19 protein-coding genes are annotated in these 18,786 nt (G+C 63.0%); 3 read left to right on the top strand and 16 right to left on the bottom strand.

Features of this window, described 5'->3' with window-relative positions; genetic code table 11:
* Nucleotides 1-2: 2 nt before the first annotated feature.
* The 13 genes from KHO18_RS08520 to KHO18_RS08460 all read right to left on the bottom strand — a co-directional run bounded on the left by KHO18_RS08520 (nt 3) and on the right by KHO18_RS08460 (nt 11,551).
* The gene (locus tag KHO18_RS08520) at nt 3-1,160 is read right to left on the bottom strand and encodes an efflux RND transporter periplasmic adaptor subunit (protein ID WP_244844634.1); all 1,158 of its coding nucleotides are present in this window, start codon (nt 1,158-1,160) and stop codon (nt 3-5) included.
* Complete coding sequence (locus tag KHO18_RS08515; protein WP_211943000.1) at nt 1,138-1,689, bottom strand: hypothetical protein; 552 nt, start codon at nt 1,687-1,689, stop codon at nt 1,138-1,140. The genes KHO18_RS08520 and KHO18_RS08515 overlap by 23 nt, the downstream gene beginning before the upstream one ends.
* On the bottom strand, nt 1,686-2,891 hold the full coding sequence (locus KHO18_RS08510) for a TolC family protein (protein ID WP_211942999.1): 1,206 nt from the start codon (nt 2,889-2,891) through the stop codon (nt 1,686-1,688). Before KHO18_RS08510 ends, KHO18_RS08515 begins: the two co-directional genes overlap by 4 nt.
* Nucleotides 2,892-2,985: 94 nt before the next feature.
* On the bottom strand, nt 2,986-3,339 hold the full coding sequence (locus tag KHO18_RS08505; RefSeq protein WP_144198794.1) for a hypothetical protein: 354 nt from the start codon (nt 3,337-3,339) through the stop codon (nt 2,986-2,988).
* Nucleotides 3,340-3,499: 160 nt separating this feature from the next.
* Nucleotides 3,500-4,393, bottom strand: coding sequence for a fasciclin domain-containing protein (locus KHO18_RS08500; protein WP_244844633.1), 894 nt, complete (start codon nt 4,391-4,393; stop codon nt 3,500-3,502).
* 205 nt (nt 4,394-4,598) lie between these two features.
* Complete coding sequence (locus KHO18_RS08495) at nt 4,599-5,057, bottom strand: nuclear transport factor 2 family protein (RefSeq protein ID WP_144198790.1); 459 nt, start codon at nt 5,055-5,057, stop codon at nt 4,599-4,601.
* On the bottom strand, nt 5,058-5,846 hold the full coding sequence (locus KHO18_RS08490; RefSeq protein WP_144198788.1) for an SDR family NAD(P)-dependent oxidoreductase: 789 nt from the start codon (nt 5,844-5,846) through the stop codon (nt 5,058-5,060).
* Nucleotides 5,847-5,856: 10 nt separating this feature from the next.
* The gene (locus tag KHO18_RS08485) at nt 5,857-6,393 is read right to left on the bottom strand and encodes a DUF3833 domain-containing protein (protein ID WP_144198786.1); all 537 of its coding nucleotides are present in this window, start codon (nt 6,391-6,393) and stop codon (nt 5,857-5,859) included.
* Nucleotides 6,390-7,691, bottom strand: a complete 1,302-nt coding sequence (locus KHO18_RS08480) for an MFS transporter (RefSeq protein ID WP_211942997.1) — start codon at nt 7,689-7,691, stop codon at nt 6,390-6,392. Before KHO18_RS08480 ends, KHO18_RS08485 begins: the two co-directional genes overlap by 4 nt.
* On the bottom strand, nt 7,688-8,227 hold the full coding sequence (locus tag KHO18_RS08475; RefSeq protein WP_211942996.1) for a chalcone isomerase family protein: 540 nt from the start codon (nt 8,225-8,227) through the stop codon (nt 7,688-7,690). Before KHO18_RS08475 ends, KHO18_RS08480 begins: the two co-directional genes overlap by 4 nt.
* A 1-nt stretch (nt 8,228) precedes the next feature.
* Nucleotides 8,229-9,386 (bottom strand): SAM-dependent methyltransferase, encoded by a 1,158-nt coding sequence (locus KHO18_RS08470; RefSeq protein WP_244844632.1) that lies wholly within the window; start codon nt 9,384-9,386, stop codon nt 8,229-8,231.
* Between the two features lie 117 nt (nt 9,387-9,503).
* The gene (locus KHO18_RS08465) at nt 9,504-10,262 is read right to left on the bottom strand and encodes a DUF1365 domain-containing protein (protein ID WP_144198778.1); all 759 of its coding nucleotides are present in this window, start codon (nt 10,260-10,262) and stop codon (nt 9,504-9,506) included.
* The gene (locus KHO18_RS08460; RefSeq protein ID WP_211942995.1) at nt 10,259-11,551 is read right to left on the bottom strand and encodes an NAD(P)/FAD-dependent oxidoreductase; all 1,293 of its coding nucleotides are present in this window, start codon (nt 11,549-11,551) and stop codon (nt 10,259-10,261) included. Before KHO18_RS08460 ends, KHO18_RS08465 begins: the two co-directional genes overlap by 4 nt.
* A 111-nt stretch (nt 11,552-11,662) precedes the next feature.
* Here KHO18_RS08460 and KHO18_RS08455 point away from each other — a divergent pair, with 111 nt between their 5' ends.
* Together KHO18_RS08455 and phaZ are read left to right on the top strand one after the other, a co-directional pair.
* Nucleotides 11,663-12,277, top strand: a complete 615-nt coding sequence (locus KHO18_RS08455; RefSeq protein ID WP_144198774.1) for a TetR/AcrR family transcriptional regulator — start codon at nt 11,663-11,665, stop codon at nt 12,275-12,277.
* A gap of 352 nt (nt 12,278-12,629) precedes the next feature.
* Nucleotides 12,630-13,913 (top strand): polyhydroxyalkanoate depolymerase, encoded by a 1,284-nt coding sequence (phaZ, locus tag KHO18_RS08450; RefSeq protein WP_244844631.1) that lies wholly within the window; start codon nt 12,630-12,632, stop codon nt 13,911-13,913.
* Nucleotides 13,914-14,153: 240 nt separating this feature from the next.
* On the opposite strand, the gene KHO18_RS08445 is transcribed toward phaZ, so the two are convergent.
* Genes KHO18_RS08445 through KHO18_RS08435 form a run of 3 tightly spaced genes read right to left on the bottom strand, consistent with a single transcriptional unit; the run spans nt 14,154 to nt 18,101 of the window.
* Nucleotides 14,154-14,642: a hypothetical protein gene (locus KHO18_RS08445; RefSeq protein ID WP_211942994.1), complete on the bottom strand. Its 489-nt coding sequence runs from the start codon at nt 14,640-14,642 to the stop codon at nt 14,154-14,156.
* 25 nt (nt 14,643-14,667) lie between these two features.
* Nucleotides 14,668-15,378, bottom strand: coding sequence for a hypothetical protein (locus KHO18_RS08440; protein WP_211942993.1), 711 nt, complete (start codon nt 15,376-15,378; stop codon nt 14,668-14,670).
* 2 nt (nt 15,379-15,380) lie between these two features.
* Nucleotides 15,381-18,101 carry a bifunctional acetate--CoA ligase family protein/GNAT family N-acetyltransferase gene (locus KHO18_RS08435; RefSeq protein ID WP_211942992.1) on the bottom strand — a complete coding sequence of 907 codons (2,721 nt, stop codon included), beginning with the start codon at nt 18,099-18,101 and terminating at the stop codon, nt 15,381-15,383.
* Nucleotides 18,102-18,391: 290 nt separating this feature from the next.
* On the opposite strand from KHO18_RS08435, the gene KHO18_RS08430 reads away from it, so the two are divergent.
* Nucleotides 18,392-18,604, top strand: a complete 213-nt coding sequence (locus KHO18_RS08430) for a YgaP family membrane protein (RefSeq protein WP_144198766.1) — start codon at nt 18,392-18,394, stop codon at nt 18,602-18,604.
* Nucleotides 18,605-18,786 lie beyond the last annotated feature (182 nt).

Raw genomic sequence — 18,786 nt, 5'->3', positions numbered from 1 at the left:
CTCTATCGGATCTGGTTGATCAACGCGGCGCCTGTGACGACCACCCGGTTCTCCGGCGACAGTCCCCGGGTGACGATCACGGTGCGCGCATCGAGCGTGCGGACTTCAACGAGTTGCGCAATAAAGCGCTGCGTCCCGGACTTGACCCAGACGACTGGCTCGTTGTTCGGGTTCCGTACCAATGCCTCGCTGGGTAATGCAATGCCCTGCATCGTGTCGGAGAGCCGCGCCAGCACGGTCAGGGGCTGGCCCACCGCAAGCGTCGACGCGCCGTCTGCCAGGCTGAACGTCAGCGGCACCGCACCATTCTTCAGGCTGCGGCCCGCGCCGACAAACTTCAGCATGCCGCCGGATTTTCCGCCGTCAGCCAACACGCCATCGCGGATGCGACCGACCAGGGAAGTGTCGGCAGTCTGGGCCTCGATCAATAGATGCAGTGGATCGACTATTTCGAACAACACGTCCTGCGGCGCGACCACCTGACCAGCGACCACGCTGGCCGAGGCAATCACACCGCTGGCGGGCGCGCGCAACGGGGCCGTCGGGTGCAGGCTGGTTGTCACCGCGTCGCGCTGGCCGCTCAGGCTCTGGACCTCCGCACGCGCGGCATCGATATCCTTGCGTGGAATGCTGTCCTGCAACGACTCCAGACGCTCCAGCCGTTGCCGCGCCAGCTTGAGGTTGGCCGTCAGCGTCGCAAGCTGTGCCTGTTGGTTGCCGATATCGAACGGTTCGTTCTTATGTCGAAGCACCGCAAGCGTCTGCCCCTTGGCGACGCGCTGCCCCAGCACCGGGAAGCCGCTCCGGGGCGGCTCGAGCCAGCCTGGGTGACCGGCCTGCACGCGGCCACCCGCGTTCGGATCCATCACCACGGTTGCGTTAAGGGTTACCGATTGGGGGTGTTCTCCGCTCTGCGGCATCATGGTGCGAATACCCATGCGCCGCTGCGCCAGCTTGGGCACCTGCACACTGCCGTCAGGGAGGCGGAGCAGACCGCTGCCGGTACCGGCGGCGGTGTCCAGGTGTTCCCCGTCGGGCCCGTGGGCACCGGGTGCGGCCGACACGGACATCGCGTGGCTTGCGATCAGCGCGGAAATGGCGATTGCTATCGTTATCTTGTTCATGGCGGCGCGGCCCTCAGGAAATGGATCGACGAGCACGCACTCGCCAGGCAATTGCAGTCAGCAGGAGCACGGCAAGGAGGGCCACGACGAACCATGCCACACGCTTGAATTGCCAATGGCGATGGCCGTCCGTGCCTGGCGCGACGACGAGCTTGCCTTCCATGAGGTCGGCATCGTTGCCAGTCACCAACGTGAAGACGAGCGCGTGGTCGCCGGGCTGGCGCAGCGCAGCAAGGAGCTTCGGGTCGGTGAAGGAAAAGTCCCCGATGTCGTGATGAAGTTTCGACTGCGCCTTGATCGTGCCGAGTTCGACGTCGAGCGTTCCCGTCGTGACGGGCGCGTTGGTGTCATAGCGATCGACCAGGACGGAGAGTTCATCGCCGTGGAGGGTGCCGACCAGCTCGAAACCCTCGGTATTGGCTTCAATCACGGGAAGCGTGGTGACGGCGCTGGCAGTGGCGGCTGGTGCGTCTAGGTGCTCGCCGTTGGGCCCGTGGGCGCCAGGGGCTGCGTGTGCAGTCAGCGTCGCACAGCACAGCAATGCGATGGTCAGGATTCGGTTCATGGCAGGACTCCGAGGGCCTGGTTCAGATTGGCAATGGCGAGGCCACGGCGTGCGCGCATCTGCGCCAGCTCCGTTTCCGCTTCCAATGCCTGGTTTTGGGCGCGCAAGACTTCGGGCAAGCCGATTTCGCCGGCGTTGAACGTCTTGCGCAGCAGGTCCGAGCGCTCCGACAGCGTGCTGCTACGCTGGCTGACCAGTTCGAGCTGTTGTTCGGCCAGCGCTAGCGACTGCCGGGCGGCATCGATTTCCGATTGCACGATGCGTTCGGCTCGGTCCCGTTCCGCGCGCGCGGTCATCAGTTCGGTCTGCGCAGCCGTTTCGCGAGGCAGATTGCGCGCATCGGTGGCGAAAGGGATGCGGATGAAGACGCCTATGGTCTGGTCACTCGGCAGGCCGCCCCCCGCCGTGTCGCGTCGATAGGTCAAACCGACCTCGGGTGGGTCACGACGGGACTTCTGCAGGTACCCGACCTGTCGTTCGCCGCGTTCCACGGCGCTTTGCGCGGCGTCAAGCCGGGGATGGGAGGTGGCTGAGCCTACGGAGGCCGGTGTTTCCTCGAACCTCGCCGGCAATTCGGCCGAGCCCGTGGTCTGCACAAGGCGCGCACGGGTCTCCACCAGCCGCGCTTCGCTCTCCGTCAGCAGCGCCTGGCTTGCAAGCAGTTCCTGTTCCGCAAACAGCAGATCTGTCCGGGCAAGGTCGCCTGCAGTCAGGCGGCGCCTGACGTCGTCGCGCAGTGACTGCGCGACGATCACGCGGCGCCGCACCACGTCTCGCTCCGATTCCGCGGCGGCAAGTTGCCACACCCGTTGCCGAACCTCGGCGGCGACGGCGAGTTGGCCCAGCCTGACAGCGGATTCCGCTTCGGCGGCGTGGGCCTCCGCAAGCGCGCCGCGGGCACTGCGCTGCCCCGGCATCCAGATCGGCACGCCCAGAGCAACCTCGCTTTCCCGGACACCGCGACGATCGGTAAGCTGGTCGCCGCGGTGCCGCAAGTCGAAAGAAGGTGGCCCCGCAATCAGGGCGTCAGCCTGGACGCGGCTGGCAGCGGCTTCCAGCCGACGGCCCTCGGTCGCCTGTACGGCAACCGACCGCTGCCAGGCGGCATCGAACAGGGCGCGCAAATCCGTGGTCGGTGTCTGCGCGCAGACATTGGCCAGCATCCCGAAGGACGCCGCCAGGCATAGCAATGACTTCTGCATAAATTCCCCAAACGCCAAAAGCTCGAGCAAGCGTCGCGACGGGGTACCGTGTCACAGCCGGACACGGCGAGCAGAAAAGGACAACGCCCCGCCGTCAGGCGGGCACGTGAGGTGGTCGTAAGGGGGGACTGTATGCAGGCGTGGGGATGGTGCTGCCTGCAAAAGATGGCACGACTTGTTGGGTATCCAGCAGCAGCGGGAGCGCTACGGACAGGAGTGTGCCAGGGAGGTTCGACATCAGGTCGAAAGCGAGTTGGTGCGTCGCGGAGGCAAGGGAATCGTCCTCCTCCATGGCGCCGTCATCGTCGTGGTGGTGCTGCACATGCTCGGCATGCGCGACCAGATGATCCATGGCTTCGCCCGACATATGGTCGAACTGTCGCTCCACTGCGCCAAAGGCCTGCAGTGGCAGAATCAGCATCATGAAAATGGCTATGATTCGCGACATGGAACGAATTCTACATGAGCAAATCGGCGTCCGACACAATCCCTTCGCGGTCTGAGGATGGGCGTGCCGGAAAGAAGCGTCTGAAACTCCGCATTGGCCCGTGCCGGGTGATGCCGATGCTGGGGGGTGCACGGTCACGGTCCGTGCACCCGTAGAGCACTCAGGGTGCGGGCAAGATGACTTTGTCCAAAACGTGGATGACCCCGTTTGAGGACAGCACGTCTGTGCCAACGATGTTCGACTGGCGGCCACGCTGGTCCGTAATCGCCAAGGTTGGGCCGACGGTGAACGCTTCACCCTCGACAGTCTTTATCGGCGTGTTAAGCGGAACACTGGCTTTCAGGACCAGGTCGGGCACCACGTGGTATGTCAGCACTTTCGTAAGCAACAGTGTGTTCGCCAAAAGTTGCTCCTTGGTGACACCCAGTTCAGTCAACAGCGATGCAAATGCCGCATTGGTCGGTGCGAAAACGGTGTAAGGCCCAGGCGCATTGAGCGTGTCAACCAATCCTGCGGCTGTCACTGCCTCCACCAAAATGCTGAAGTCAGGGTTAGCAATGGCCGTTTGCACGATTGTCTTGTCGGCAGGTAAAAGCACCTTGTCGATGGCATGGATGACGCCATTGGATGCGGCAATGTCCGCTTGAATGATGTTGCTCGTTCGGTTGCGCCCATCTGTGACGACGAGTCTGGTGCCGATTTTGTCGATCTTGAAAAACCCACCCCCAACCGGATTGATGGGCTTACCGAGGGGAATCGCGCCGCTCTGGATTTGCCCGGACACAACGTGATATCTAAGTACTGCTGTCAACAGCGACTTGTTTGTCAGTAGTTGGTCCTTGGTCACGCCGAGTTCACCAAGCAACGCCGAAAAAGCATCGTTTGTGGGAGCAAACACCGTAATGGGCCCGGGTGCGGTCAAGGTATCCGTCAGGCCCGCTGCCTGAACGGCTTCGGCGAGAATACTGAAACGGCTGTCGTTATTGGCGACCTGCACGACGTTCTTGGGAGGATCGTCGCCGCCACCGCATCCCACGGTAATGGCAAGCAACATGGCACTACATAATCCTATAATCCACCGTAGCATGATCATTCTCCAAACTGTGCCAAGCAATAAGCGCTCCAACAGGTTTTAGCTTTTTATGCGGCCATGGATTGCCTCCTTCAACTCGCAAAGTGAAAAAACTAGTCGATTTCCTCTAACTTGCATCACGACGAGCGGTGATCCCTACTATCCAGCGAGCGAATTTTCAGAGGACTTATGTAACGTTTGAAGAAAAACGTTTGCATAGCCATGCTACGGGAGTGCGGATCAGTGGCAATTGACGCCACAGCGTGGCGGCGTCCCAGAAATCCTGATGACTTGCAACGAAGCCATCCCTGTCAAAAGAGAACTGTGTGCAGCCGGGTACGTCGAAAGCATGCTGACGCACGTTTCCCGTAAACCTCCAGGAAACAATAGCTTCGGCACCACTGCTCATTTTCGTTTGGATCGCAAAGCGCGGGGCTTCAACGCTCTCGAACATATGCTCAAAGACCGCACGGATCGCGGGGATTCCGCAAACGTCGTTAAACGGGTCGCAGAAGCGCGCCTGCCGCGCGTAATACTGGTCCAGATGTGCGAGTGAGGAGGGCGACAACGCGTCGTACCATGCCAGTAACGCGGCGAGGGTATGCGGCGGCAGGGTATATTGATCTGGCATGTGGGTCAGAGACATTCATGATATGCGGGTCAGCCGCTGTAGCAGGCCAAGGCTGATTCGGTACGGCAGTAGACTGATAAGACGAACCAAGCGCGTAAAGCGTTGTGGGAACGCTATTTCGAAGCGACCTCGTTCCAACCCGGTGAGAATTGCTTCCGCTGCAACTTCCGGTGTGATGAGGGCGGGCATCCGGAAGGTGTTGCGCGCCGTCAGGCGCGATTTGACGAAGCCCGGATTGATCAGGTACACCCCGAGGCCGTGTGCATGGAGTTCCGTATACAGAAGCTCCGCCAGGTTGATCAGGGCCGCCTTTGAGGGGCCATACAACGTGGCGCCGGGTAAGCCGATGTAGCCCGCGACGCTTGCCACAATGGCGATGCCGCCCGAGCGCCGCAGAAGCATTGCGGGAAGCACTGCGCTTAGGCCGTAATAGACGCCGCAAACGTTCGTCTCTATCGTGTCGTGCGCTTCCCGCGCACTTAACTCCCAAGGGCTTAGGGGACGGTAGTCAGCCGCACAGAAGACCACCAGATCCACGCCTTGCCATGCTTCGCAAAGCGCGTCGTGGGTCGCTGTCCAATCTTGAGGCTGGCGTACATCCATGGTGAGCACGACGCCCTTGGGATGGCCTTCGACCACCGCGAGCAGGGCGTCCGCGCGACGCGCCGAAACTGCGACCCAGGCCCCTTTCCCAAGCAGCGCTTTGGCGAGCGCAGCCCCTATCCCGCTCGATGCGCCGACCAGCCAGACGCGCTTGCCATGCCAGTCGCGCAGGCGCGGGTTAAGGTGCAGACCGAAGACCATGCTTGCGCCCCTACGGCGCCGGGCGACGAAAAACGACCGTCACCTGCCCGACTTCGAAGCCGAACTTGGTAACGCGGGCACGATTGATCATCGTCTGCGGGTCGATGAGAACCATCATGTCGTCGAACTGGACGTCGTAGACCTTTCCGTCGACTGGAAGCTGCAAGGTATAGCGCCACCGGAGGACATTGCCGGCAGACTCTCCTGTTGCCGTGCCAACGACATCGGGTGCCTCGCCACGCCAGGTGCCGTCCCGCTCGCGTTTGAGTGTCCAAGTACGCTCCTGCGTTGTACCGTCGCTGTAGCGAAACGTTTCGTGCAGGACGAATTGATCCTGCGACATGCGGCCGTCGAGTGCCACATGGAATCGTTTGACGATTTCGCCACTGCGTTTCTGGAACATTCCCCATGCTTCGGTATTGCCTGAAAAGAACTGGGGCAAGTCGAAGACTGGGCGCTCCTGCGCATACAGGCTGACATCAGGCGTCGTACATGCCGTGCCGAGAATCGTAGCGGCGCCAAGCACTATCGCAACGAGCGGTTTCATTGGAGTTCCTCTGTGACTTTTGCTGTGGGCGTTTTCGTGCGCAATGCGACAAGCGCTCCGAGCTTGAGCAGGCAGGGTAGGCCGGCGTAGGCGAGGGCGAGCGCCACGCCGGGCGTGCCGATGGCCGGGGTGCCCGGTTGATAGCCCAGCCAAGCGAGCCCAGGGAGAATCAGTGCGGAGAGCGCCAGGCATAGCTTGCCGATCAGGGTCCAGATCCCGAAGTAGGCGCCGGCCCCTTCGCCATTCGGAATGCACTGGGCCAGCAGGACCGGCGGTAATGCAAGATCTGCCCCGAGTGCAAAGCCACATCCGATGCATACCACGAGGAACGGCGCCACATCTCCCGGTCCGAGCGTCGCCGCCCACACAAACGCCGCGATCGCCAGTCCCATTGCGGCGCGCCACGCGCGCTGGGGACCGACGCGCCCGGATATGCGAACCCAGAGTGGGAGCCCCAGGGCGGCCGCCAGGAAATACAGCGCGAGACTGGGTGCGACCCATTGCATTGCACCCAGTCGATCTTCGATAAAGAAGACGGCCAGGGAAGCGGGTATGGCGACGGATAGTCCGTTCAGGAAATAGGGCACCAGAATCGCTCGGAACGAGCGGTTGTCGCGTACGTTTCTCCATACGCCCAAGATGGCAGGGGAGTCGCTGCCGCGGCCGTGCAGGTGAGTATTCGAACTCGGCATCATTCGCCAGGGAGGAGCGAAGCGCAGTACCCAAAGCGCGCCGATCAACAGGATGCCAAAGAGCGCAATGAATGGGACCATGGCATCTTGCGGCGCCGTGTCTTCGTTCGCCAGCAGCCACGCTGGCCCCGCACTGGCAATGAGGACACCCAACACGCCAGCGCCTTCGCGCCAGGCTGCCGCCCGGGTCAATACGCTGCTATCGGGCCCCAGCGTGGCACCCCATGCGAGGTACGCGACATTCATGAAACTGTGCGCAGCGTATACGGCGACCAGGGCGGCGGCAAACCAGGTGGCCAGTGCCCTGCCTGAGACCATCGGCATCCACAAGGCCCCAAATGCGGCGATGAGGCACGCGGCACTGATCCACAAAGCAGTGGGGAGACCGCGGCTGCGCGCCAGCGTATCTGCCCAGCGCCCGAGCAATGGGTCTTGTGCGGTATCGACAAGGCGGGTGAGAAACAGGATGAGGCCGGCCGTGGACAAAGGCATGCCAAGGCGAGAGGTGTAATACGCAGGCGCCTGGACGTATATGGGCAGCGCCACCATGGCAAGCGGGAGGCCCAATGCACCGTAGGCAACGAGGTGAGCCGAGCGTATGGTCATCGAGCTAGTCCGAGGAGCTTCCTGCGCAATACCGGATCACGGGTCGACGGGCCAAGCCAGATGGAGAAGAATGCGTGGGCAAGCACGGGATCGTCGACCCGCCCGGTCTCGCTGTCGTTGGCGTAGAAGCGCGCGCCCTGCATCGGCGTGTACACGCCAGTCAAGCGATCACCCGCACGCACGTCGACCAATACGCGTGAAAGAGCCTGTCGCCACTGGCCAACGGTCGATTCGGACAATGAATTGCCGTGGATACGCTGGATTTCCTCGATGCTGGTGTCCACCAGGCGCTGTGCACGAATGTCTCGTGCATAAATGAGGTGTAGCGCGAACGGGGCGTCGAGCACCACGGCTGGGTCGTTGGAGACCGGTGGTTGGCTTCTCCAAAGCTGCGCTTCATAGATGCGCATCCCCAACCAGCGGTAGTTGCCTTGGCCGATCATATGTGCCTGCGGTAGGGCGTCGCGCCACGAGGCGGCCGCGATACCAGGCAGAGCTGTTAGCGCAAGCATCAAGGCTGCGAGGTGCCGTGCCATGCTAGTCCCTGCGCGTGAGGAGGAACTGCATGACGTCGGTGCGACCTGCGTCGAATCCGACCTCGCAGTAGCACAGGTAGAGCCGCCACATGCGTATAAATGCTTCGTCGAAGCCAAGGGCCAGGATCGCCCCGGCTTGGGCCTCAAAGCGCTCGCGCCATCGCCGAAGCGTTTCGGCGTAGTCACTACCGAAGGCCAACGCCGTACGGCTCGAGAATCCGCATTTACCGGCGGCCTCAGCAAATCGCTCGGCGCTTGGGAGCATGCCGCCGGGAAAGATGTACTCGCGGATAAAGTCGCTGCTATATCGATATGCATCGAAGCGTTTGTCGTCGATTGTGATCGATTGCACCACGGCCTGGCCCCCCGGGCGAAGCGTCCGGGAGAGCTGGTCAAAAAAGGCGGTCCAGTAGGCCTGCCCGACTGCCTCGAACATCTCGATTGACACGATCGCGTCGTACGTGCCTTCCAGGTCGCGATAGTCGCGCAACTCGAGCCTGATGCGGTCGGTCAAGCCCTCCTGCTCAATGCGCATTTGGGCGTGTGCCAGTTGGGCGGCGGAGATCGTGACACCGTGCACGTTCACGCCGCGTCTGGCCGCATGCATCGCAAAACCGCCCCAGCCACACCCGATCTCGAGGACGTGCATGCCGGGCTTCAGCCCAAGCACGTCGCAGATGTGCGCGTACTTGGCTTCCTGTGCCTCCGTCAGTGAGCGTTCGTTGTGACCGTCGAAGTGCGCGGCGGAATAGCTCCAGGTCTCGTCGAGCCACAGGGCGTAGAAGGGATTGCCCAGATCGTAGTGGGCATGGATATTGCGCCGGCTGCCGCCCCGTGTGTTCCTGCGAAAGAGATGTCGCAGCAGATACCAGCGGCGGCTCAGCCACGCGCCATCGATGGCACATGACAAGACTGATTCATTCTCAAGGGCCAGGCGCAGCAGGGCGACCAGATCGGGGGTGTCTACCCATCCGGCGCGGTAAGCCTCGGCAAAACCAATATCGCCGGCGCTCAGGACGGCTTCGCAAGCGCGCCAGTCCCGCAGCGTCAGCCGAGCCCCCGGCGCTTCATGCGGATCGCCGTAGATCGCCTCCTCCCCGTCCGGCCGTAGGAGCACCAGATGGCCCACGGCCAGGCGCTGGAGCACGGCCAGGAACATCCGGACAAACACGGACGTCCGGGACGGCAGCAGGGCTGGGGTACAAGGCTGTAGCAGCGCACGATGTCCGGATGGAAGACGGTTCATATGAGCGGATAGGGACGGGCAGAGATGGGGTTAGCCGATGGGGGGTACCGAAGGCGGGTGCTTGCCATGAAAGGGAACTGACATCCTCCACAGGCGAAATGCCTGCCAGTGGATGCGTACGATGACGGCAATCGCGGCCCAGGGCTGGCGTGCCACGGCCAACAGCATGCGACCCAAGGTCAGCGGCGACTTGTGGCCACCAATCGAGGTGCGAAGCACGAGGCCGTTGTCATCGTAGTAGTCAATGCCGGCATACGCTGTGCTTTCAGTCTCGCGCACTTGAAACGCGTAGTGGCCCTGCACTGTGTTAAAGGGCGACACATGAAGGCGCTTGCGGGTAGCGAGCACTGTGCGCGCGTGGATGACGCCAAGGTCCGGTGCTGTAACAAGGTAGGCATGATGATCCCCGAACGTGTTGTTCACTTCAGCGACTAATGCGCGCAGTGCGCCGGCCTTGTCGTAGCAATACCAGAAGCTGACCGGGTTGAAGACATAGCCGAAGATGCGCGGTGTGGTCTGCAACCAGATCGGTCCGTCGTCTGGCAGCCCCAGGGCAGCCAGACGTGGACGAATCCACTTGCCCAGGCTCGTGCCATCGCGCGGTCCGTAGTCGCGCGTATGCAGGCTGAAAGGTCTCCGGCGGTCGATGCCGAACCACCACTGTTGCAAGGCCGGCAGCCCATCGATATCGATGCGCAGGCAAAAGACGGGGTACGCGAAGCGGTTGCGGGCGGGGCGCAGGCGATCGTGCATGACGCGGCAGCGCAGGAGCAATGCGGCGGGCTTCATAGTCGAGACCAAGTCGGCAATGCGCCAAAGTCGCGGGCCACCCGCAGTGCGGACTTCAGGCCGTCTTCGTGAAAGCCGTATCCGGTCCAGGCGCCGGCGTACCAGGTTCGTCGTTCGCCTTGCAAGGCAGGCAGTTGCTGCTGCGCTGCAATGGCCGCGAGGTCGAAGAGGGGATGCTCGTAGTGAAAGCGGCGCAGCTCCGTGCCGGGTGCGGGCTCCCGAAAGGCGTTGAGTGTGACCACGACGGGCGTGCGAAACGGTAGGGGCTGCAACTGGTTGAGAAGGTAGCTTACGCACACCGCACGTTGTGCATCGCTATGGCGGCGGCCGAGGTAGTTCCAGGCGGACCATACACTTGGGCGGCGGGGTAGGAGCGTCGCATCGGTGTGCAAGATCGCGATATTGGGCGCGTAGCGGACGCTTGCAAGCACCTGATGTTCGGCTGGTGTTGCATCGGCCAGCATCCGCAGTGTGTCTGGGGCGTGTGAGGCGAAGACAATGGCATCGAAACGTGATGTGCCTGCGTCGGTCATGACGCTCACACCGTCTCCATCCCGGCGCACGGCGCGCACGGCAACGCCCAGTCGGATGTCATCGAGATGTGCGGCGATGCGGCGGACATATTCGCGCGCGCCGCCGGCAACAGTGCGCCACTGCGGGCGGTTGCGGACCTGCAGAAGCGCGTGATTCAAGCAAAAGCGCAGGAACGTGGCGGCCGGGAAGCGCAGCACGTCAGCCGTCGCGCATGACCAGATGGCGGCGGCCATAGGCAGCAGGTAGTGCTGACGGAAGGGTTGTCCGTATTGGCCAGCTTCCAGCAAATCGCCAAGGGAGCAACGGCTGCGTTCGGCGAATGCCAGATGGACCTGTGCTGCGCCGTTAAAACGCACAATGTCTCGGAGCATTCCAAGGAAGGTAGGGGAGAAGGCGTTGCGACGTTGCGCAAAGACAGTACTCACATTGGTGCCGGCCCATTCGAGACGCCCCTCGTCCAGTGAGACCGCGAACGACATATCGCTTGCGTGAGAACGCACGCCAAGCGCTTCGAACATCGCTACCAGATTCGGGTACGTGCGGTCGTTGAACACCAGGAACCCTGTATCGACCGGGCAGGTGTGGCCATCAAGGGCGACGTCGACCGTATTGGTATGCCCGCCCAGATAGTTGCCAGCCTCGAAAAGCGTGACGGCGTGATCCCTCGCAAGCAGCCAAGCGCTCGCCAAGCCCGAGACCCCGGCGCCTACAACGGCAATTCGCAATCCCCTCTGAGTGACTGAATAAGCGCTCACGCGGCACCTTTCTGACTTTTTTCGCGGTTGCTGATGCGTTTTGGAGTGGGGGTGCTACCATGCCCCTACTGTCTCGGAAAGAAGGTTACTGCATAGTAACGAAATTTACAAATGGGTATTTTGGGCAAGATCAGCTTCAAGGACCAGACCTTCCGGTTGCGCGAGGACGCGATCCTGGATGCGACCTCGCGCATCCTGGCGGGGAAAGGGTTCGACCTGATGACGATGGATGACGTTGCCGGCGAGGTGGGCATTTCCAAGCCCATCCTCTACAAGCATTTCAGATCGAAGGATGACCTTGTGGGCGCTGCCATGATCCGGCTGATCGATGGGGCCATCGATTTTCTGGAGCGCTTGCCGCGGGATGAAACAGCGATGGGGCGCTTGCGTGCGCTCCTGGCGTGGGCGCTGCGTGTACGTTTGGAAGGCGGGCTGCCGTTCCTGCCCTCGACCAGCCCGCACGTGCGCGACATGCTGACGCGCAATCTGCGCTATGTGACGCGCGTGCTCAAGCTCAACGGCACTCTTAAGGGGCTGGTTAGGGAGGCGAAGAAAGCGGGGGAGTTGGCCAGCGCGCTTCCGGACGACGTGATCCTTTTTTCCTATTATTCGCGCACGTGCGACCCGGCAGTCGAGTATCTGCGCCTATACGCAAAAATGGACGACCAGCAAATCGTCGCCCACATGCTTGAAGTGTGTTTTCACGGGATCGCGACTCGTCCCTAGCCTCACCCAATGGCTCCAGGGTCACGTGTTCGAGCGAGATGCCTGCCTGCGGCGAGACCACCGTGGCGCCAGTCAGTGCGGCCAGGTCACCCAGTTGCCCGGTGCGCGAGTCGCCGAACCCTGGCGACTTGACCGCACAGATCTTCAGGGCGCCGCGCAAGTTGTTTGACGGCGAGCGTGGCGGGGGATGCCATGGCTGCCTGCCTGTGTCCTCGGGCACTGCGCCGCGATCCGAGCATGAGCATTGCCGCTGCGTTTGCGGCGGTTGCGGGCGCGATTGCGGCGCATTCGATTCGCGACCGCTCGCCACGTTGTCACCGCCGGCGTGCAGTGCGGCGGCAAGGAGGCCAGAATGAACGGTGGGAAAGCCGCAATGCGCCACGCGACGTGCGGAGGCGTTGAACAGGTCGACTGGTTCTGGCCGTTCAACCCCTCGGCGCGCATGGCCGACGTCCTACGGCGCGCCCAGTTTGCGCAGGCTTACGAGACGTTCCAGGCGTCCATGTGCATGTTCGGGACGCCTGCATTCGGCATTACATCGATTGAGAATCAGGGAGAATCCCTGCCCGTTAGCGTCACGGTCGAGGTGCAGACACCATTCTGCCGGCTTCTGCGGTTTGGTCTCTGCGCTGGCAAAGACGCCGTGGCGCGGCCCCGGTTACTGCTGTGTGCGCCACAAGCGGGCCACCATGCTGCGCTGATGCGCACTGCCGTCCGTTCGCTGCTTAATGAATCTGATGTCTATGTGACGGATTGGATCGATGCGCGAGACATTCCGCGCGAAGCAGGGGCCTTCGGTCTCGATGATCACGTCCTGGCCCTGGAGCGATTCATGGCAAGGCTGGGGCCTGCGGAACTCGATGTGTTGGCGGTCTGCCAGGCAACTGTGCCGGCACTGGCTGCGGCTGCGCGCCTGGCGGCCAGTCCGGGGCCGGAACTCCGATCGCTCGTCCTTATGGGTGGCCCCGTTGATGCCCGATGCCATCCGACTGCGATTGGTCGCGCCGCGAGCCGAGTCTCGCGGGAATCGTTCGCGGACCGCTATACGGGCGTAGTCCCACATGGCTATGCTGGGGCGGGGCGGATCGTGTACCCGGGCTTTCTCCAGCTATCGGCACTGGCGAGCGGGCAACCAGCGCGGCAGGCGGGACTGTTCCTTGACGCCATGCGCGGTGTCTTCCTGGGAGACCCGGCGGCAATATCCGCCAGCATGGCGGCGGCGATCGACTATTCGGCTACGGTTGATCTTCCTGCGGAATTCATCGCGGATACGATCGATGTGGTATTCCACCGCTTTCTGTTGCCGCGCGGCAAGTGGCGCGTCGCTGGCGCAAGTGTCCGGCCTGGGGTCATGCGGGGCACCCACCTGCTGACCGTGGAAGGCGCCGAAGACACCATCACAGGGGCAGGACAGACCCACGCTGCGCATACCCTGTGCAGAAATCTGCCGCCGGCATTCCACGAACAGATTACCGTTGCTGACTGTGATCACTATGGGTTGTTCAGTGGCAAGCCCTGGCTCGTCCGTGTCTATCCCTTACTGCAACGGAGAATGGTCGCATGGCGCGCGCCCGCGCCCGCTTGCGGAAGGGGTACGGCAAGCCCCGCCCGCCATTCTGCGGATGGCAGGTCCTGATGTCATTGCGGCTGAAAAATTGACTTGACCTCGCCGGACAGGTCGCACGGTCACGTCATCCCCGGGAAATGGTTCGTCCGGTCGGGTTGCGCCACGTCTACGGTTCGAGCACGTATTGTCCCGGGGCGTCAGCGAGCGCCCCCCAAGGACGGGGCTTGCGCCCGTTCGCACAACCCGTTGCACAACCCGTTGCACAACCCGGTGGCGATATCCAAGGCGCCCGTCATTGTCACGCTTGTGTCAGCGTTCGCGACGCGGGCAGCGCGTCTCACAATAGAGCCAGTCGTCCTCCAGCGTGTTCACGGGCATCCGGATCACGAAGTCTAGCGGCGTCGGTCCGGCCGTCACTTGGACGACCCGCTGCTGGCCCTGGTACTCGGCGGTCACGACATACGCGCCGGCATCAAGGCGAACATAGAGAAGCGGTCCTTCAGTCACGACGCGCAACAGTCGCTTGCCATCGCTGTTGGACACGAGGACAAGGACATCGGAAAGCGACTCGCCGGTCGACGCGCTGATCAGGCTGAGGCGGACGTTGAAGCGCCCGGCCTGCGCGCGCATGCTGTCCAGGTCCTCGCGTCCGATTCCGCCGCTCATATAGCTGATGCCATTCTGCGAGCGAACTTCGGCCGCCCCGGCGACCAAGGGCGCTGCCATGGCGGCGAGCCAGACCGCCACGAGGGCCAAGAGGGCCGCGCCACGCAACGGCCTGCTGGATAATCGAGTCATCGACGTATCTCCGCATTGGTTAAGGTCAGGAGGTCCATGTCACAGTGCGTGACACGCCGCCCCGGGCAGGCACGGTAACCCTGTCGGTGTGTTCGACGCCGTCGGCCTTGGTGACGACGCGATACGTCCCCGGTGGCAGGCGGACAAACAGGAATGGACCCTCGGAGGTGACCGAGAACACCTGATTGCCGCCCTCGCGGAAGATCTCTGTCGCGACGTCCGACAGGAATTCACCGTGGCGGCCCGTGAACGTCAGGCGCAGACTGTAGCGGGACGCGGCAAGGCGCATCGCGGAGGCCTCATCGGCGCCGATGCCGCCGCTCAGGTAGGCAATGCCGTCCCGCAGTTGCTCGTGCGGTGCTGCGACGCCGGCATCCGCGAGCCCGATTGCGGCAACCGCGTCCGTCTGGCCTGGGCGGGCCATACAGGCCGTGTTGCCCATGCCCGGGCGCCCTGTGCCATCGCCGGGAGAGAGGCGCACACCGCGCTCCGTGGCACGCATCCGCATCAGTCCCCTTAATCGGCGGGTCTCCATACGGCGCGCGTCGGGCGTTTGCGCGTGCTCCATGCGCGCGCAGAAGTCGGCAATCTCCGCTGGGGTCAGCAGGTCCGCGCCGCGCATGGTTGGCACCTGGGCGGGCCCCTGCGTGTCAGGGCGCTGTGCCAGCGCCAGGGCAGACGGTGCCATGAGCAGGATGGCCAGGAATGCGGCAAGCAAGCCTTCATGGGGTTTCATGGTCAAGTTACCTCCGGTAAAGCAGTCGGTATAGCCGGGGCCACCCCGGCCAGGGCGCGACGCATATGGATGCCGTCTGGCGTAGCGGTCAACTCGAAGTCGAACCGCCGGGCCAGTGCGAGCATCGGGGCGTTGGTGGCTTCGGTAACGCCGTACAGTTCGGCCGTACCTTGCGCGCGGCAGTAGTCGAGCAGTGTGTGTAACAACAGGGTGCCAAGTCCCTTCCCCTTTACGTCGGAACGCACCGAGATGGCAAACTCCGCACGCTGGTTGTCGGGATCTGCCACCGCACGGCATTCGCCGAGAATGAATTCGCTTTTGTCGCCGTCCTGCATGCCTTGCCGGACGGCGACAAAGCACATCTCCCGCGCATAGTCGATCTGGGTCATGCGCGCTAGCTGGCTATGCTCGGGCTGCCTGAACATGCACAGATAGCGGGAGTGCACGTCGGATGGTGCCAGTGCCTGAAAAAAGACGCGATACGCAGGTTCGTCGTCCGGCCGCACCGGGCGCAGCGTGAGCGCTTCACCTTGCCAGAGGGCAGGGCGCTCCTGTGTCGCCGGATAAGGCAGGATCGCAAGCCGGCAACGCGGTCCCACCTCGCTCCCACGTAACGCGATGCGGGCGTCGAGTGCGATCACCCCGTCGTGGGCCGCCACGAGCGGATTGATGTCCAGTTCGATGATGTCTTCCACGTCACAGACGAGCTGCGATACGGCCTGTATCGCGCCAATCACGGCGTCGATGTCGACCGGGGGCACATTACGGTACCCGCTCAACAGGTGCGAGATGCGCGTGCGCGACACGAGTTCAGCCGCGAGCAAGGGATTCAACGGAGGCAAGGCCACAGCGCAGTCCCGAATGCGCTCCACGGCTGTACCGCCGTGGCCAAAGAGCATCACAGGACCGAACACCGAATCGTTGGCGGCGCCGAGGATGAGTTCGAACGCCGTCCGGCTCGTCACCATGCGCTGGACCGAGAACCCCTCGATCCGGGCGAGCGGTGCGCGCTCCCGCACCGTCTTCACCATCGCGAGTGCGACCGCCAGAACCTGTTCATCCGAACGCAGGTCGAGCGCCACGCCGCCCGCATCGGACTTGTGTGAGATATCGGGTGAAACGATCTTCAGCGCAACAGGAAAGCCAAGGTCCCGTGCGGCGAGGATTGCCGATTCGGCGTCTGGCGCAGTACGCGTCTCGACGACCGGGATGCCGTACGCGGCAAGCACCCCCTTGGCCTCGTGCGCATGCAGCAGCGTGCGGCCTTCTTGCCGAGCAGTATCGATAATGCGCCGGGCGGCCCGGTTGTCGGGCGCGATATCCGGGCTGACGGACGGTGGCGTCTGCATCAGCAGTGCCTGATTGCGACGGTACGTGGTGACCTGCAGGAACCCCTTTATGGCTTGTTCGGGGGTGTCATAGGTGGGGATGCCCGCATCGCGGCAGAGGCGGCGGGCCGCACTGACAGCGTCGCCGCCAAGCCAGCTCGTGAAGAGCGGAACCGGCTGGCTGCGCGCGACCTCGACGATCGCCTCCGCGATCTCCGCGCTGCGGGCGATAGCGGTCGGCGCGTGCAGTAACAGTAGGGCGTCAATGCCTGGCGCCTCCGCAAGGGCGCGCACGACGTCCACATAGCGCGCTACCGGCGCGTCGCCCGCGATGTCGACAGGATTACCGTGCGACCATGTCGACGGGAGGGCGGCGTCGAGCCGCGCGATGGTTCCTGCCGGCAGCGCCGCCAGTGCGCCGCCGCCGCGCAGCAGCGCATCAGTCGCCATCACGCCGGCGCCTCCGCCATTGGTCACGATGGCTAGCTGCTCGCCATAGAGTGGCCGTGCGCGGGCAAGGGTTTCGACGGCATCAAAGAGATCTTCGGTCGTATCGACGCGCAGCAGGCCGGCACGACGGATCGCTGCATCGTACACGTCGTCGGCGCCGGCCAGTGCACCTGTGTGGGAGGCAGCGGCCTTGGCGGATTCCGGTGTACGTCCCGCCTTGACGATGAGTACGGGCTTGTTGCGCGCGGCAGCGCGTGCCGCGGACATGAACTTTCTGCCGTCGCGGACGCCCTCCACGTACAGCAGGACGGCATGGGTATCGGCCTCGCTGGCAAGATAGTCCAGCACGTCTGCGACATCGACGTCAGCGCTGTCTCCAAGCGATATGAAATGTGAGAAGCCGATGCCGCGCGAAAGTGACCAGTCAAGGACTGCCGTGGCCAGCGCTCCAGACTGTGTAGCGAACGCGAGCTTGCCGGGCAACGCCATGGCATGGGCGAAGCTGGCGTTGAGGCCAATTTTTGGCACAATCAGACCAACGCAGTTGGGTCCTAGTATGCGCAGCAGCCACGGGCGGGCTGCTTCCAGCATGGCCTGTTGGTGGGTGATCCCAGTTTCGGCGTCTGGCCTGGACATGCCGGCGCTCAGAACCACTGCGGCACGACAGCCCCGCCGGCCGAGCTCCGCGATGATGGCCGGTATCGTTGCCGGCGGTGTGCAGATGACGGCGAGATCGGGGCATGCGGGCAGTTCCTCCACTGCCGCATAGCAATGCAGGCCGGCGACTGCGGCGTATTTGGGATTGACCGGGTAGATGTTTCCCTTGAAGCCCGCCGTCATCAGGTCGGCCAGCACGGTGCTACCCACTCGCTGAGGACGGGTGGACGCTCCGATCACTGCCACGGATGTGGCGCGGAACATATGCTTGAGATTGCGCACGGTCATCGGGAGGCCTCTCCTGGCCAGGGAACAGCGACGGCGCATGCATGGCCATAGGCCCACAGGCGGTCATCCAACAGGGGCTCCAAAGAGCACGTCATTGCACACCTCCCCAATATAGAAATGCACAGTGGGGCGGGCTTGATCTAGCGCAATGGCAACGCCGTCGTCGTTGCCAATATGAAGTCGCTCGTGCTTCGGCGAGCCATACAGCAGGGAGATCCTCATGAGCAATATCCCTCTATACGGGTTGAGCAGTTGCCACCTTGTGTCTGAAGGAAAGGGAAGGTGCCATCATGGAACGTAACGAAGGTGGCGCGGACCGCGTGCTGCGCATGGCTGTTGGCATCGGGCTCGTCGGGGCGGCAGCCACCAGCCTGATCGGCCCTTGGGGATGGATTGGGCTAGTGCCGCTCTTGACCGGTGCCGTTGGATATTGCCCGCTCTACCGGCTGTTCAATCTGAGCACTTGTCCACGCAATGTGCCGAAGAATCTGCGAAGGCCTTGATGATTGCCTCCCCGTGGGGTCACGGTGAACACCGTTTCACTCGAATTCCTCCAAATGCAAGTGGCCCCGCGCAGAGTTGCCGGTCAACGGTGGTCGACATCCGGTCTAGTCAGGTTGCGCCTGGGTTGGTCCGTGATCAGCAGGGACCAAAGTCAAATATCGACGCTACTTGATGCCCTCAA

Origin of the sequence: Cupriavidus campinensis, assembly GCF_905397395.1 — a bacterium.
Taxonomy (GTDB): domain Bacteria; phylum Pseudomonadota; class Gammaproteobacteria; order Burkholderiales; family Burkholderiaceae; genus Cupriavidus; species Cupriavidus campinensis.
Note: the sequence above shows the minus strand (reverse complement) of the source record. Positions and strands in the feature narration are given on the sequence as shown.

What these genes read in the sequence shown, in the direction of transcription:
- KHO18_RS08435 (WP_211942992.1), bottom strand. Translation starts at nt 18,101, where the DNA reads ATGACCGTGCGCAATCTCAAGCATATGTTCCGCGCCACATCCGTGGCA.
- KHO18_RS08440 (WP_211942993.1), bottom strand. Translation starts at nt 15,378, where the DNA reads ATGAAACCCCATGAAGGCTTGCTTGCCGCATTCCTGGCCATCCTGCTC.
- KHO18_RS08505 (WP_144198794.1), bottom strand. Translation starts at nt 3,339, where the DNA reads ATGTCGCGAATCATAGCCATTTTCATGATGCTGATTCTGCCACTGCAG.
- KHO18_RS08500 (WP_244844633.1), bottom strand. Translation starts at nt 4,393, where the DNA reads ATGTTGCTTGCCATTACCGTGGGATGCGGTGGCGGCGACGATCCTCCC.
- KHO18_RS08490 (WP_144198788.1), bottom strand. Translation starts at nt 5,846, where the DNA reads ATGGTCTTCGGTCTGCACCTTAACCCGCGCCTGCGCGACTGGCATGGC.
- KHO18_RS08495 (WP_144198790.1), bottom strand. Translation starts at nt 5,057, where the DNA reads ATGTCTCTGACCCACATGCCAGATCAATATACCCTGCCGCCGCATACC.
- KHO18_RS08430 (WP_144198766.1), top strand. Translation starts at nt 18,392, where the DNA reads ATGGAACGTAACGAAGGTGGCGCGGACCGCGTGCTGCGCATGGCTGTT.
- KHO18_RS08455 (WP_144198774.1), top strand. Translation starts at nt 11,663, where the DNA reads ATGGGTATTTTGGGCAAGATCAGCTTCAAGGACCAGACCTTCCGGTTG.
- KHO18_RS08445 (WP_211942994.1), bottom strand. Translation starts at nt 14,642, where the DNA reads ATGACTCGATTATCCAGCAGGCCGTTGCGTGGCGCGGCCCTCTTGGCC.
- KHO18_RS08465 (WP_144198778.1), bottom strand. Translation starts at nt 10,262, where the DNA reads ATGAAGCCCGCCGCATTGCTCCTGCGCTGCCGCGTCATGCACGATCGC.
- KHO18_RS08475 (WP_211942996.1), bottom strand. Translation starts at nt 8,227, where the DNA reads ATGGCACGGCACCTCGCAGCCTTGATGCTTGCGCTAACAGCTCTGCCT.
- KHO18_RS08470 (WP_244844632.1), bottom strand. Translation starts at nt 9,386, where the DNA reads ATGTTCCTGGCCGTGCTCCAGCGCCTGGCCGTGGGCCATCTGGTGCTC.
- KHO18_RS08480 (WP_211942997.1), bottom strand. Translation starts at nt 7,691, where the DNA reads ATGACCATACGCTCGGCTCACCTCGTTGCCTACGGTGCATTGGGCCTC.
- KHO18_RS08515 (WP_211943000.1), bottom strand. Translation starts at nt 1,689, where the DNA reads ATGAACCGAATCCTGACCATCGCATTGCTGTGCTGTGCGACGCTGACT.
- KHO18_RS08485 (WP_144198786.1), bottom strand. Translation starts at nt 6,393, where the DNA reads ATGAAACCGCTCGTTGCGATAGTGCTTGGCGCCGCTACGATTCTCGGC.
- phaZ (WP_244844631.1), top strand. Translation starts at nt 12,630, where the DNA reads ATGAACGGTGGGAAAGCCGCAATGCGCCACGCGACGTGCGGAGGCGTT.
- KHO18_RS08510 (WP_211942999.1), bottom strand. Translation starts at nt 2,891, where the DNA reads ATGCAGAAGTCATTGCTATGCCTGGCGGCGTCCTTCGGGATGCTGGCC.